This window comes from Sphingobacteriales bacterium (assembly GCA_016706405.1).
Taxonomy (GTDB): Bacteria; Bacteroidota; Bacteroidia; order Chitinophagales; family UBA2359; genus BJ6.
This window is the reverse complement of sequence record JADJJT010000001.1, coordinates 1236695-1253506: the sequence shown is the minus strand read 5'-3', so window position 1 is coordinate 1253506 and position 16812 is coordinate 1236695. Positions and strand designations below refer to the sequence as shown.

Annotated in this window: 3 protein-coding genes; all 3 read left to right on the top strand. The window is 41.8% G+C overall.

Going from position 1 to position 16812, the window contains the following annotated elements:
• Nucleotides 1-351: 351 nt before the first annotated feature.
• The 3 genes from IPI59_04785 (at nucleotide 352) to IPI59_04775 (ending at nucleotide 16712) form a co-directional block, all read left to right on the top strand.
• Nucleotides 352-1119: an IS5 family transposase gene (locus IPI59_04785; protein ID MBK7526865.1), complete on the top strand. Its 768-nt coding sequence runs from the start codon at nucleotides 352-354 to the stop codon at nucleotides 1117-1119.
• A 925-nt stretch (nucleotides 1120-2044) separates the two neighbouring features.
• Nucleotides 2045-2677, top strand: a complete 633-nt coding sequence (locus IPI59_04780; protein ID MBK7526864.1) for a hypothetical protein — start codon at nucleotides 2045-2047, stop codon at nucleotides 2675-2677.
• A 112-nt stretch (nucleotides 2678-2789) separates the two neighbouring features.
• The gene (locus IPI59_04775) at nucleotides 2790-16712 is read left to right on the top strand and encodes a T9SS type A sorting domain-containing protein (protein ID MBK7526863.1); all 13923 of its coding nucleotides are present in this window, start codon (nucleotides 2790-2792) and stop codon (nucleotides 16710-16712) included.
• Nucleotides 16713-16812: the final 100 nt, after the last annotated feature.

Sequence of the window (16812 nt, the reverse complement as noted above, 5' to 3'; positions counted from 1 at the left end):
TGTAAAAAAATATAAACTAAATGATAGTCAAAAACAATAAATAACGGCCTAAAATTAGTAAAATCTTTTTTTACAACGCACTAATATCATGCTTCGTCCTAGTTTTTAATTTATTTCCTTGTCGTAATTTGTTACTTATTGGCAGGATGGAAGTCCTAATAGTAGTTAAAATAAGTTATCTTTGCCAAACAAAACGATATTTTAAGAGACTGTCTAAAAATTAAAAATTGGCATGCCAGTCCTAAAAATTGATAGGAAAAAAGTTATTAAAAGAGATGTGAATAAAAGACTATCAGTTTGACGTTTAAATAATAATTCATAGCTTTATGAAAATCAAACACATAAAGTAAAATGAAAACCTACCCAAGCAGTCTCACCGATAGTCAATGGAGTGCAATATTAGGCATTTTAGACGACAAACGGAAACGAAAACACAGTTTAAGAGAAATTTTTAATGCGCTGTTCTATTTGCTTAAAACTGGCTGTCAATGGCGCATGCTGCCGTTCCATTTTCCGTCATGGAAGCTTGTTTACTACTATTTTACCAAGTGGAAGAAGGATGGGACGATAGAACTCATCCATGAAATACTCAGGGATAAGACTCGAAAGCAAGCAGGCAGGGCTTCATCGCCAAGTGTTGGTATAATTGATAGCCAGAGCGTAAAGACAACAAGCGTCGGAGGCTTGTGCAGAGGGATTGACGGGGGTAAAAAAGTTAAAGGCAGAAAGCGGCATATTATTGTAGATACAATGGGACTACTTTTAGCGGTTGTGGTTCATGCGGCAAATGAGCATGACAGTAAATCAGCCCCAATGGTTATAGCTGACCTCAGAGGCAGGTTTTGCAGATTGGTAAAGATAGTAGCTGATGGCGGGTATAGAGGCGAGTTAATTGAAAATACCCGCAAAACGTTTGGGTGGGTGGTTGAGGTTGTAAGTAGATCGAATACAGCCTCGAAATTCGAAGTATTGCCAAAAAGATGGATTGTTGAAAGAACTTTTGCATGGCTCGAAAGCTATCGAAGATTGAGTAAAGACTTTGAGTTCCAAACCGAAACGAGCCAGACAATGATCCAACTTGCCATGATAAAATTGATGCTTAATAGAATTAGAAAATAAAATTTAGACAGGCTCTTAGTTATATAAGATAGCATCAAAACAAATAATAAAATAGTTTAGTATAAAATTATTTTGCGAAGGTGCTCTCTTCTTTGCTGCGCAACCAGAGATATTACAGGTTTGCACAGATAAAAATTGATATTTACTTGCCTAATTTGCACCATAGTTTTGTGTTTTGCCTTTTATTTTTAGCCTCAGCACCTAACCTTCTTGAGCAGGTATAATATAAATGTAGCTGCGGCAGTTTTTTTGGTATTAATTTTGTGGCTATTAATTTTAAAACCTATATTTTGATTCTTCAGTTTTTATTTTGTCAAAGCAAAAATATAGGCGCAAACGAAAAAAAATTACTCTTTTTTTAAAAAATTCCAAAAATGGTATTATCTTTGCATTTCCTTATCCAGCAAAGGATTGCACCCATTTCTTCTTCAAAATTTATTCAGAATTTAAACCTGAAGTCCAGTCAAACTACTAATAAAAATGCAATAGTGTTAATTTAAACTTTTTTAATAATTAAATACCCGTTAATTGTAGTTTTATGGCAGTTTACTTTTTATAAATACAAACCATTTTATTATAATTTACCATCGTTGCATACATAATAATATTATTGCCAATAATACACTTAAATATTTATACAATTTATTTTAACCACCAAGCCCGCACTACTTTTTATCTTTTTTTAACTATAAACAAAAAAAAATAGGAAAACGCATCGAAATTTCAAATTTTCTGCGTTACTTTGCGGCTTATATGCCAAATTGTGTAATGCATTTAAACACACTCAAATACATATTAAGTTTTATGCTTTTGTTCTTGTCTTTCAATTAAATTTCTACAAAAAACAAAATATCTTGTTGCTATATTCTAAAGTCTTGATAGCCACATTTTTATGTATTTTCTATTTTAATTATTTTTTTTAATTTTGAATATTCTTGTTAACCAAATTATGTACCACATGAAAAACAAACTGTTTTTAGCAGCAGTTTTGGTTTTGTTGGTTGCTGGCATTTCGGTGTTTCTTACTGCGCAAACTGCGCGTACAAAAGGTAGCAACACCCCCAGCGTTCAATTAATGCACCAAAAAGCTGCCAATGGGCAAAGCCACGAAGAGTGGATTAAAACTACGCCCAAGTACAAAAAGGATCAGCAAAAATCTGCTGACACTAAAACCCAAATGGCCGCTACCCCCCAAGGCGAGCCTACCCAGTACTACCAAAACGTTGATGCCAACGGCAACCGCGTTTGGACAAAAGTTACTGGCAACGAAGATTGGGCTACTATTCAAGCTAAACAAGCTGCAAACCCAGTTAATCCTTACACCGTTGTGCTACAACCCGGCCAAGTTGCCGAAGGCCAATCGGTTATGGACTTAACAAACGCAAAAGGCAAAGAGGCCGCTTTAGAAGCTGCTTTTGCCAAAGTTACCGGCGTTAAGTCGGCTAAAGTTGTAAACAATCAATTAAGTTATGAAATTGATGAAAACAACTTTGACAAAGAAGCTTTCTATGGTGTTATGAAATCGCACAAAGTGCTAATTCAAGGTAACGAAAAATAAATAGCAATAAATAATCCGTTTATTGCTTATTTATTTTTATGTGTTTAAACGCTAATGTTTTATTAACAAACTAATGTTTTTAAAAAAAAATCTTTTAATTAATTGTATAATTATGCACAAAAACTTAATTAAATTTCTTTTACTTGTAGTTGCAACTATGGGTATGGGGTTAAACTTGCAGGCAGACATCGACGACTGCTCTGGTGCAGGTGCTTGTCCTCCTACTCCATTGTTGACAGCTATTGCTTCGGCACAACAGTTGTGCGGCTCGTCGCCGGCTGCTGGTGTGGCCTTTAATACGGGCGTAACCCCACCCGGGTTTGCCAGTATGGGTGCCGCCGGTTTGCCAGCCTTTAATTGTGGCATTCCGAGTACCACTATTGATGTGTTCTCGTTTGTTGGTAACGGTACTGTAACCACACTTACCACCAGCGGCGCAGCTAACGGCGACCACGTATTACAGGTTCACGCCATCGATTTTTCTGCCGATCCCTGTAACCCCACTGTTTCAGTAGCTGCCTGCGACGACGATGCAGGTGGTACAAGCAGCGGATTTAACTCGGCTGTTTCGTTTAACTCTGTTAACGGTACCCAGTATATTGTTGCGGTATCTGGCTGGGGTGGCGGCATTGGTGTTGGTAACGTACACCTTGGTAACGATGCCGACGGCCTTAACTTAGCCCCACCTTTGGGCGGCAACTTTAACTATTTAGTTGGCAACTTAGCTGCTGCTCCGTATGCCTGCGGCTCGGCCGGCGGTGCTGGTGCAGGTGGTTGCGTAGCCTCAAACTGCGCTGCTATTAACTTCGACTTTGTAGGCGTACAGTACAATACTGGTGCCGGCAACGCCGGTAACGACTTAGGTCTTGCAGACGTAATGTTAGACCTAACCTTTGGTATTTCATCTGCTGCTCCGTTTAACAGCCAGTTTAGTGCGGTGCATTATGACGATGGATTCCCAGTACCTCCTGCTATTCCAAGCCAACAAGCGTACCCAACAGCTACCTTGTTTAATGGCGTAAACGACCCATTGTCAGCTACCGATTTGCCAAACTCAACTATTCTAGTAGTTGGTTTTGAAGACGACTGCGGTAGTGCTTTGGGCGGCAACCCATTTGTTTTTGACGCACTATGTGCTGGCTTTGGCCAACCTGGTGCCGATGACGATATTGGCATGAGTGCCGATAATATTTACAATACCCCAGTATCTATTAACTTAAATACTATTTTAGCGGCTAACCCCAATGGCGGTACTGTATTAGTTGCCATACCCGGTACACCTATTACTATGGTATTTGACCTTGATGTAACTAACCAAGCTTGCTACCCAGGTGGCTTAGCTGGCGACATCGTATTAGATGACAACGTAATTTGCAACAACGAATTTTTAAACATTGATATTGTTGGCGAAAGCGATATCGTTTTGGCCGACCAAGATAACAATGGCGTTGGTGGTTATGGTGTTGACGTGGCTATTGCCGGCAACTATAACCCATTCGATTTGTTGAACGCTGCCAACCAAGCTTTATACGTTGGTACTTTGTTCTTTGCAGATGATTTAGATGCAAATTCAAGCGCTCCTCAAATTGGCCCATTCGCTATTAATAACCCCCGCGAAAACGGTGGTATTTTTGGTGGTGGCTTGTCGAGCAACGTACTTTACTTTGCCGTAGGTTATACTTTCGATGACAGCTATAGCTTTACCCCAGCTAATCCGGCCGATTTAATTGCGCCCAATGGCTGTAATACTACTTCGTTTATTCCATTCATGTTATTAGACCCCATCACTGCTACCAAAGGCCATTGCACTTGCTTAAACAATGGCACTGATGGCACCGATGCACAGTTTACCGTTGAAGTTACTTTAACAGGTGGCTCGGTATTGGCTGCTGAGGTTGCTAACCTTAAAGGTGGCGATTTGGAAACCTTTGCTAAATGTGTTGGTATAGATAACGGCGGTAGCCAAACTTCAAACCCAGGTGGTGTAGGTGGCGTTGCCAGCTATAACATAACTGGTATTGGCGTAAGCAGTGTTACCTTAACTAATATTTTAACAGGTAATGTGGCTACTTTTAACGGCGATGCTACTGGTAGTGTTACTTTCAATGCTTCAATATTTGACGTAATGAATGTTACCGTTGTAGATGCTCAATCGTGGAGCTTAACCGTTACAGATGCTGCTGGTTGCAGTGCAGTTGTAGGCGGTGTTTGCGACGAACCAGATCCCGACTTTACTGGGTTATTAGACCAATTCTGCCAAAACGACCCAACAAGCATCGTTTATGACGAAGCTTTGTTTGAAGCTGGCTTTACCAAATTTGTACAATACTGCGATAACGGTATTTGCGAACCAGCCCAAGGCGAAGATGCTACTACTTGCCCATTCGACTGTCCGGATACTGGCATTGCCCCCGGTTCAGATGATAGCGGTATGTCTTTAGTTGATCCTAACTACTGGCAAAGTGGTGGTGCTTATCCATTAAGCGACCCCTGCTACCAATCAATATTAGTTGTTGATTTGGTCTGCTTCTTTATTTGGGATAGTATTTGCGAAGGTGAGTATAACTCAGGTACAGATTTATTTGGCAACCCGCTACCTCTTTGCCCAGGCTTAGGCCCTGTTGATATAGGTGCTAACTGCGGTAACGGCGTTTGCGATTGCGGCGAAACCAATAATACTTGCCCCGGCGACTGTACAGACTCTTTCTTGATTAGCGGTACGCAAGGCCCCGATGGCAATACCGATGACGATTACTGGCAAACCGGTAACGTTTATTCATTTACCGATCCTTGCTACATTAATATCATCACATTGGAAGACCCATTCTGCGGTACTTTTAGCTGGGATGCACAATGCCAAGCTGAATACGATACTGGTATTGGATTCTTCTCTGGTGCTCCAATTCCCGGATGTCCTGGTCCTGGCCCAGTTGCTCCATTGCCTCCTGTTGCCGAAACCGCTCAAGTAGGTACTTTCTACTTTAACAACGATGCTTTTGACCCCGCCTTAGTTAATAATGGCGACGGAACAGCCGTATTTGATCCGTTCAATGCTGGCCCTGGTCAACACTTAGTATCTTACTGTTTTGAGTATGGCGACCGCCCAGGTTATTTTGACGAATGTGCTGATCCAAACGCCGACAACTGTGTTGTTTGTGCTGACCAATTAGTAAGCGTATATCCGGAATTTAACCCAGTATTTGCTGCTCCTAAAGTAGTATGTTCGAGCACTGAAGGTATTGAACTTAACTTAGCTGATATTGCTAATATCTTAAATACTTTCGATGCTTTAGAAACTATATTTGACGCTAATACCCAAATTGACGAAGAAGACTTCTTCATTCGTTGGTCTGGTCCTGGTGTGTGGGACTTAAACGACGGTAATAATTTTGCTGTTTCAAGCGGCGACGGTACCGGCGCTGGTTTCTTTGACCCAACCTACAACCCTGGCGATCCAGCTCCTCCTGGTGCTGGCGCTACTGCCACACCTCCAACAGGTGCTTCGGGCTTAGGCGTTCATACCATTATGGTTGAAGTTGGTTACCCAAGCTGTGTGGCTACTTATGCTTTCACTGTAACCGTAGTTAACGACGTTGATGCTACTATTAACGACCGTGCATTATGCGCTATGGGTACAGACGAAACTGGTATGGTTGACCTTAACGTATTATTGGAAAATACTACTGTTCAAGGTGGTACTTTCAATGTAACAAGTGCAACCGATGCAGATGGTGCTGACATTTTAGGTGGTGATGTTCAACAAAACAGCACAATCCTTACCTACGACACCGATGGCAATTTACCATTTACTATTAATGTTTGCTACGAATTCGGTTGCCCAGATTGGGATACCGACAACGACGGCGATGTTGATATTTTTGACTTTGACCTTGACAGCGAAGACGTTAACCAAAATGGTGTTTGCGATCCAGGTGAAGATGTAAATGGCAACGGCGTTTTAGATGGTATTATTGACGATACCGAAGCTTTGGCTATTTTGAACAGCGAATGTGGTTATGCTTTGGCCGCCGGTATTATTCCGGATGCTAATAACGATGGCGTAGTTGATGATGAAGACCTTGAAACATTATATCCTAATACAAATGGTTATATGGTTCAAATTACTACAGCTAATATTGATACCCAATCGTTCACAGCTGCTCCTGGAACTTATACTATATTCCCAGGCGGTGGTGCAACATTAGTTCCACCTGGCTTCCCAGATCCTTGCGCCGACCCATGTGGCGAAAACGAATACGAGTACATTGACCCAATGCAATTATTAAGTGTTGGTGGTAGTGACTTCTACTATACTGAAATACAAATTCTACCTTCTGTTAGCGATCCTACTTTGGACTCAATAATAGTTTCTATTATTGACAGCTATACAGTTACCAACCAATTCTTCCACTTCGAAGATATGCCTCCTGCTGTTGGTCCAGACGATTCTTGGGATGTTTGCAGCCTTGTTCCATTCCCAGTAGATCAATTAGTAGCTGACTTTGGTGGTTGCTACGACAGCGATTGCGCTGTATTAACCATCGTTGATTCGCCTATCACTAATTTTGATGCTCCTGAATGTGTAAGCACTAATAATACTACCGACTTGTCGGCTTGGGTTACTGTTACTGCCTCTGATGGCACCGAACTTAACCTAACCGCTTTCGATAGCTATAGCTTTAGCATTACCAGCCAAAATGCGGGTAATACAGGTACCGTTGATGCCACAACTGGCGTTTACTCTCCTGGCCAAACCGATATGGGCTTAGTTACCTTCCGCTTTACAGGCGCTAATGCACCTGGTGGCGTACCTGGTTTCGAGTGCGAAGTTATCATAGAGCAAGTAGTTTCGTTGGTTCGCGGTGGTGTTGCTGATATCGCCGATGCTCCAGAACAAGCTTGCGCTGGTGATGGCGTTGTAGTAGTTACTGTAGGTGCTGGTTATAATACTGCTGTTTCAAGTGCAAGTATCGCCCCGGCTGGTCCTGGCCTTGTATGGGATGCCGTTGCTGGTACTATTACTATTGACTTTAGCGCTACAACCGAAGTTACGACTTATGTATTAACTTTCTGTACTGGCGAAAATACTACCGACTGCTCGGCTAAAGAATGTGATACACATGCTATCACTGTTTACCCTGTAGTAAGCAATACTGTTTCGCAAGATGTATTTGACTTCTTTGAAGGCGATGCCTACCTTGAAGACTTAGATCAGTTTGTTACTGGTACTCCTGGTGGATACTGGGTAATTACCGGTGGTTCTGCTCCTGAAGTAAACAACGGCGAAATCGTTGCTTACCACAAATATCTTGGCAACAATATCTTTGACAACGCTTACGACTGGGATGGCAACGCCATTTTAGTTGACGATGTTGATGGTATTGAAAGTATTACACTTTGCTATGTAGTAGGTTTTGATGGCGACTGGGATGGTGACGGAACACCTGATGGTCCAGTAAATACAACTTGCTATGCATCTTGTACTGGCGCCTTTATCGTTGATCCTGTAACTATTACTATTAATGTTCACGCTATTCCGGATGCTGCTTTCAACTGCCCACCATTGGATAATATCCTTTGCGAAGGTCAAGGTACTGAAACCACAGCTGGTTACATAGATGGCTGCCCCAATAGCCGCGACTTAACAGGTGCTTACAACCTAACTGCCCACTCTTGCACAAATCCTTATGTAATATTTGATGAAACTGAAACCCTTTGCGGTAATGCAAACATACCTACCGTAGTTACAGTTAACTTGACTGGTATTCCACCTCAAGCTACTATTATTGACTACAAAGTGTATGTTTCTTACACAGATTGCAATAATCAGCAATTCCAAGGTGATGTAGATCATTTATTTGTAACAGATCCTTCTGGCAATAATATTTTTGATATTGGCGACAACCAAGGTCCTGGTGGTGCTGGTAACGATAAATTTGACATTACAAATATCGAAAACTGCACTGTGTTTGATAACAACCCAGCTACTCCTGGTCAAAATGGCCAATGTGCAAATCCATTATTTGTATTTGACCCAACTAATCTTGTAGATGCTGGCGATTTGAACTTTAGCAACTGCTTAGGTGCTAGCCCAGCCTTTACTTATACTGCTTTATCGCATGCTGATGATTTTGAAGTTTCGTTGCGCGTTTACATCTATTACAAAATTGATGATTTTGATGCCTTCACTTCTTCAGAAACTACTAGCAATCAAGGTAATACCTTAAACACTATTTCGTTGCCTTACGATGGCGATGGCGATGCTTGTGCCGATACTGGCAAAGACGTTTCAGGTGGTGTTTATACTGCAGTAGAAGAATGGGTTGACCCAGATGGCGAAACAATTTGGCGTCCTTATGATGTATTTAATGCTGTAGGCTTAGAAGAATTTACCGAAATTCAAATTTGCCACACAGTTTATGGTTGCGATGCTATTGACCTAAATGGCGATGGCGTTTTAACTGAAGACGAAACAGCTAAAGATACAGAATGTGGCGACTTCTTTATTAACAATAGCTTTAACGGCACACTTGGTGAGGCTACCCTTTGCGAAGGCGATTGGAGTGGTACAAACTGTGGCTATGACTTAACTGCCTTATTGACTACTGGCTTCTCGGCTGGTACAGATAAAAACGGTGGTGAATTCTATGCTATGGCCCCATTTGATGGCTTAGTAAGTGGCGATATCTTAAACGTATGTGATGTTATTGCTGCTGCTGACGAGGTTATTGATAACCAATTAGCTGCACTACAAGCTGCTGCTGCTGCTGCACAAGCTGACGAAGATGCTGCTTTTGCTGCATACAATGCTGCTGTTGCTGCTTGTAACGCCGATCCATTGACTTGTGGTGATGTGCCTGGTGCTTACACCGCTTGGCAAGCTGCTGTTGCTGCTTCTGATGCTGCTGATAACGATTTAGCAAATGCTGAAGGTTATTCTATGCAAATTCCGGTTACTATCTACTATGCATTAGGCAACTCGCCTACTTGTGGTGGTAACGATGCCAATATGGGTACTGTTTATATTGACCGCGTATTAAGTGCTGACTTCACAGACAACGGCACTCCTACAATTTGCGCTGGTTCAACCTTAACAATTACTCCGGATAATGCTGGTACAACCACTATCAATGCTGGTGTTGGCCAAACAGTTATGGTATCTGGTAACGATTTTGTTATCCCAACTGACTGGGTTGGTAACTATACCATTACACATACTGTAACAAATGGTACTTGTACTACTACCGAAGAGTCAATCATTAATGTAGTTGCTCTTCCATCTGTTACAATACCTGATGCTGAAGTAAGTGTATGCTCAGATGCTTTGGTTAACTTAAACCAATTTGTTCAAACTCCACAAGGTCAAGCTGCTGGTACATTCAGTGGCCCAGGTGTTATAGGTCTTAATGTATTTGATCCGAACGTTGCTGCGGCTTCATGCCCATCATGCGATGGTGTTTACGCTATTACTTACACAACTGGTACTACATGTGTTGCTACTGGCTCTTTCACTATTACTGTAATTTCTCAAGCTACTGCTGACCTTGATATTGATGGTCAAATTTGCTTAGACGCTACTGTAGATTTGAACGACTATTTAGTAAGCGGTGCTACCCCAGGTGGTAACTTTATAATTAATTATACCAATGAAGCTTGTACTGATGTTACTGTTGCTTACGATGCTGCTGGTACTACTTATACCTTCGATTGTGCTGGCAAAGTAGAAGTTAGCTATGTTGTAGGTGATGCTCAATGCGATGTAACTGATGGCGAAATTGTTTGGGTAATTGATGATACATTCCCATTAAATGTTGAATCTTATGGCTTTGTATGCCAATCTGCTGATGACTTTTCAATTGATTTGACTGAGTACATTGACGATGGCAACCAAGATCCAGGTAACAACAACAACGGCTTTAACTTTATAGCTGGTAAAGTACCTGCTCACATCACAGAGATTGAGTACGATGCTTCTAACCCACGCGAATTTGTAGAGTTAACTGCTGCTGAAGGTACTGACTTAAGCTGTTATGCCTTATTCTTCTACGAACGTCATGAGTATGGTATATTAGCTGGTACAGAAGGCTACTTCCCACCTGTAACTGCTGGTAAATCTACCGGACACGTTTACGGCGCATTCCAATTGCGTGGTGTAGTTGGTTCGTTACAAAATGGTGGCAATAATACTACTAATCCATCTTCTTCAACTGCCGACTATATTGCTGGTGGTTTCACAGTAGGTGGTGATGGTAAAATTGCTGGCGTTTCTGTTCCTGTAGATTATATCTCTGCTGGTTCTGGCGACCTATACGCTGCTTCGAATGGTATTAGCTACGGTGCTATTGCTTACGACCCCGAATTTGATATTCGCACCGGTCCTTCGGCTGTTGCCTTAGTAAACGTTTGCGAAGCTCTTGGTGTAGCTCCTGCTGACTTAGCCTACTATACTACTGAGCAAATCAGTGATCTATTATGGTCTATGAACTATCGTCAAAACAATAACGTAACTCAATTAGTTGGTTACGGTATTGACCCCGATGGTGAATTAGGCAAAACTGGTAGCGATGCAGGTAAAGACGACCAAACTAACCTTGGTATCTTTACTGCCTGCAACGGCCCAGCTGCTGGTATGATTACTATGGACTTAAACGTAGTTGATATTGACGGTGCTAACCGCTCGATTGGTATGACTAATACTTGCTGGGAACAACAAGGTGTAACAGATGCTGAACGCAACTACTGCACAACTCCGGGCAATCGTTGCTACCCATCAAATCCTGGTTTATTAAACTGGGGCTTGCATCCGGATAGCCAAGAAGAATTCTATTATGACTATATCGCCCCAGATGGTGATATCTTATATATGGATCGTCTATGCCGTACTTTGTTTGTAGTAAGCCAAGTGGTTGATACAAACATTGAACCTGTTGACTTTACTTGTGGCCAACCAACTTATACCTTGCCGTTTACTTACGAAACCATGACTGACTGTGGCTTTGTAATTAACGCTACTTGGAACTTGACCATGTTAATGGATCTTGATGACCGTTGGGGTGAAAACCACTTGTATGAAGACCAAATTGGCAAAGTTACCGTAGCTGAAGCTTTCTGCGAAAATGATACTTTAGTATTAACTGAGTTAATTGACGAAGAAGCCCAATTCATCGCTCCAACCGAAATAACTGGTTCGTTTGATACAACTATCGTTGTTACTTTAGATGAAAACAAACGCAATCCGATCATTTCTGAGATTCATTATGCCGACTATGGTTATGATGCTTCAATTGATGACCACTGCGTAAACTACAACTACGTAAACAACAACGGTACTCCATTTAACAATATGGATGATACTTATGCTACCTGCTCGTTCTGCGAAGGTATTGAGCTTTCAGGCTTTACCGATAGCGAATTAAGCTGTTATGCTTTAGTATTCTACGATGATAACAGCCCGAATGCTGGCAATGGTGGTTCTCCTGCCAACGCCTTAATGGTGGATGTTACTTATATTGGCCCAGATGGCGAACCTATTACTACAGACGTATCTGAAGGTAAATACATGCAATTATATGGTGTGTTTGATGATGACCAAGGTACTTGGTACAACCAAAAACATGACCTATATACCGTTCCTAACTTTGGTCCTAACCCATACAAAGGTATGGTTTGTGGAACAGGTTACCCATGGTATGCTGGTATTGACCCAATGGGTAACCCTTATGGTAATGTACCTGGCTCTGGCTTTGTACCTGGCTTATATGTTGACTCGAATGACAACGATGCTTGGGATGCTGGCGACTTAAATGTAGCTGCAACTGAATTCCCATGGGAACGTCCAAGCGAATGTCCTGCTGCTAACCGCGGTTCTCGTTGGTTCCCAATCTTAAACATTCCGGATAACGCAGCTGGTGTTGGTATTATCAACGTTTGTAGCGGCGAACAAGTTGAGTTTATGAGTTGGGGCGATGCTAATGCTGACGATGGTGGTGCTAGCACTGGTGCTGACCAATATGCTCCTCTTTGTGTTGAAGCAAGCGAAGACTTTACTTTAGCTGGTCCATTCGAACAAATGTCATCTGCTCCTATAGACACCATCCAAAACAGCAAAAACACTTTAGGTGACTTGCGTACACTACAACGTATGTCAAACAGCGTAATTATTTCGTTAGTTCCTGAAGCTGCTGCTTGTTTAGAAGGTGATGAAGATGGCGAAACTTGGGTAATCGTTTATAACGGTGGTGCCTTTACTATTCCTGGCTGTAATGGCGTAGAATATGAAGGTGGCGAAGAAATTTACGAATATTCAAACTCGATTGGTGGTTATAACTGCTATATGTCTCCTGATGCTATGGGTGTTCCGGATGAAGTTGAACTTGATCTTTCAAACGTTGACGACATTCCGAATTATACCATTACAACTGGTCACGTAATCAATGTAACAATTGGTTCTGACTACGATGATGCTTATTCGCAAACATACGAATATACCATCGGTTCAGATGCATGCAAACAACCTGATACTGAAGTATTATTCACTCAACACCACAATACTAACGATGTTACCATTATACCTGGTGCTGGTTGCGCCGATGATGATGATGATAACAATGGTATTGATGACGAGTTAGAAGATTACTTAGACGACCCAATTGATCCAATGGGTGACGTTGATGGTACTTGGATTGATGTAAACGGAAACGGTATATTCGATGTAGGTACTGATATCGGTTATGTATTTAATGGCAATACTCCATGGGTTGATGATGCTGACCACAACTGCGTAAATGCAGACGGCGTTATCGAAACTAATCCATCAGTTGCAGGTGTTACTAACGATGCTGGCAATAACCCAGTTTACAATGGTAGCGAACTTGATACTTATGGTTATCCTGCCTTCAACGGATGGCAAGATTGCTCTACCCCATGTATTGCTTGTAAAGATGACCCGAACGCTTGTATGGACGGTGAATTTGCCCCAGTTATGCCTAACTGGACTGGCAACGGCACCAATATCTATGGCGGTAGCGATTCTTACTTAGATTACACTGTTACTGATGGCTTATCAGATGTACGCCCAATTTCGAGCGGTGCTTGTTATGTTGGCTATTGTACCGAATTGTCAAAAACTCGCTACTTTGTACGCGACTTAATGGCTCACTTGTACAATGGTAACTACAATGATACCTACCAAGATGGCACCATCACTGGTGATACTTGCCGCACTTGGGCTCCGATGACCGAACAATATACTGTAACCATCAATGTTCATCTTGATTGGGTACAATGTGTTCCTGTTGGTAACTTCTCTGCTGATGTTCCAAACTGGGCTCCATTTAATACTCCTCCTGTAACCTTGAATATGGATTCAGAAGATGTTCCATTCTGGGTATTTGCTCCTAATGGCTTCGCTGGTGACTACTCGGAAATCGAAGTTACCTACGAAACTGGCAACGGCAACAATATCATTGATGCTATCAAATCTGATGATTTGAACTGCATAGATGATGATAATGAAACTGTACGTACCAAATCTATTAAGATCAAACCTGCTCAAAATGCAGAACTTTCTACTGATGCAATCTCTGTATGCGAAAGTGCTGGTGTAGTTGATCTATCGGCTTACTATGCTGCTGGTACTTCTGGTATTGGCACATGGAGTGTTGAACCTGCTTCGGCTGGTTTATCGGGTGCTTCGTTCAACCCAGCTACTGCTGGTGTAGGTACTTACACAGTAACTTACGAAATACCAAGCGACAACAACTACTGCGGTGGTTCTGATGCTATGACAATTGAAGTTACACCTGGTGTTTCTTCAGCTCAAATCGTTGGTGCTCCTGCAAGTATTTGTAGCGATGATGCAGCTATTACCTTAGTTGGTAACCCAGCTGGTGGCTCGTTTACTATCAATGGTGCAGCTTCGGATGGCACATTTGATCCTGCCTTGTATAGCGGCGATGTTGCTGTATCTTACACTGCTGGTGCTGGCGAATGCTCGGCTACTGCTACTGCTACAATTACAGTTGTTGATGCTACTCCTATAGTGGTTGACGGCTTAACTGTAACTTGTAACGAAGATGGCACAGCTTACACCGTTAGCTTCACAATTAGCGGTGGTAGCGGTTCTTACAATATGGCCAACCCATTTGTAAGCGATCCTATCGCAAGCGGTGCTCCGTTTAGCTTTAATGTTGATGATATTGGCAATAACTGTACCGATGCTGTTGTTGTAAGCGACACTCCAGACCCATGTCCTGTTGCTTGTAACGCTTTTGCTGGTGTATTTGGCGTATTCCCGCCAATGGCTAATAACTTGAATGACTTCGTTTACTGTGCTGAAGAGCAAATTAAAGTTGATCCATTTAGTTTAGTTGGTTTCAATGAAGGTGCTGGTTATGCCAACTTCTTTGCAATTACTTCTGAAGATGGAACTATCGTTGCTTTAACTGATGATGGCAACTTCATCAATGGCACTGAAAACGCTGGTTCATTTAATGTTTGGGTAGTAAACTATCATGTAGGCCAAGTTTCAGCTCCAAGTGTAGGCGACAACGCTGGCGCATGGATTGAAGGTGATGCTGACAACGATTGTTATGCTATTAGCCAAGCATTTGCAATTACTGTATTGAACCCAGTTTCAATAACAGCAACTGCCGAATGTTTTGCTTCTACTGAAGTAGGTGGTGTTGTTTATAATGGTTATTTAGTACAAGTTTGTATCTCGGGTGGTGCTCCTGAATTCTACGGAAGCGGCGCTTACGATATCAACTGGCCTAAAGCTGGTATCGAAAATTCAAGTTCGATATTTAGCATAGATGGTGGTGTTTCTTGTGCTTATATTACTAATATAGATGGTACAGCCTTCCCAGCTGATGCACAAGTATCAATCAATGTATCTTCTGACGGTCATTTGTGTCAAGGTGGTCCTGCTCTTGTAGCTATTCCAAGCGAACCTTGCGGCTTAGCTGCTGACAACGATGCTGGCGAAAGCGAACAAGGTCAACAGATTAACTTGAACATCTTGGCAAACGACAACGGAACAGATATCGTTGTTTGTGGTATGCAAGATATCGATCCTTCAATTGGTGAAATTGAATGGTTCGCTGATGGTACATTTATCTTCAAACCTGCTCCTAACTTTACCGGAACCGTTAATGTTGTGTATGTAGTTTGCGACGCTATTGGTCAGCAAAAAACTGCAAATATTACCTTATTCGTTAAAGGTGGTCAGGGCACAAACTTGTTAGTTGAATACGATGTGATTTGTCCTCCAGTAGGCTCTTCACAAGTTGGTACTTATGATGTTGACGTAAATATTACAAGCGGTACACCACCGTTTAGTATTACCGGCGACTTTAGTGCTACCAACTATATGAGCACCATGTTTAGTTTCGAAAAAGCTGACGGCGAAAGCTTTAACTTTACAATTACAGACGTAAATGGCAACATTTACAATGTAAACGAAGATGTAGAGCCTTGCGCTAAAACTCCTGTTGAGTTAGTAAGCTTTACTGGTGAAGTTCAAGACAACGGTAACTTCTTGACTTGGACAACCGCCAGCGAAATTGACAACGCTTCGTTCGAACTTCAAACTTCGACCGATGGTATCGTATTTACCACTATCAACGAACAAGCTGGTCAAGGTACTATTGCTACCATTACCAACTACAACTTCTTACACGCCAACGCTCCTGCTGGCCTAAGCTACTACCGTTTGCTATCGCACGATAAGAATGGCCAAATCCACGATGCTGGAACCATTACCTTAATCCGTGGCGAAGTTGCTTTCGGTATCGTAAAACTTGGTCCAGTACCTGCTAAAGTTGACTTGACTGTTGGATATACTGCTACTCAAACTAGCAATATCAACATCACAGTTTACGATGTAGCCGGAAAAGTTGTTGCCGTTAAAGTTGTTGATGCTGTTAATGGATACAACGAAGTTAAATTGAACGTAGCTAACTACGCTGCTGGTACTTACTACATTACCTTAAACAACGGTACTGAAGTTATTACCAACAAGTTCATGAAACAATAAAACGAATGTTAAACATGGGTGCGTAGTTAAACCCTGCGCACCTTTGTTTACAACGTTTTAATAGATAACGAAAGTCTGTAAGGTTATACCTTGCAGACTT

Excerpts from the sequence above, each read along its gene's own strand:
- IPI59_04785 (MBK7526865.1), top strand. The coding sequence starts at position 352 with ATGAAAACCTACCCAAGCAGTCTCACCGATAGTCAATGGAGTGCAATA.
- IPI59_04775 (MBK7526863.1), top strand. The coding sequence starts at position 2,790 with ATGCACAAAAACTTAATTAAATTTCTTTTACTTGTAGTTGCAACTATG.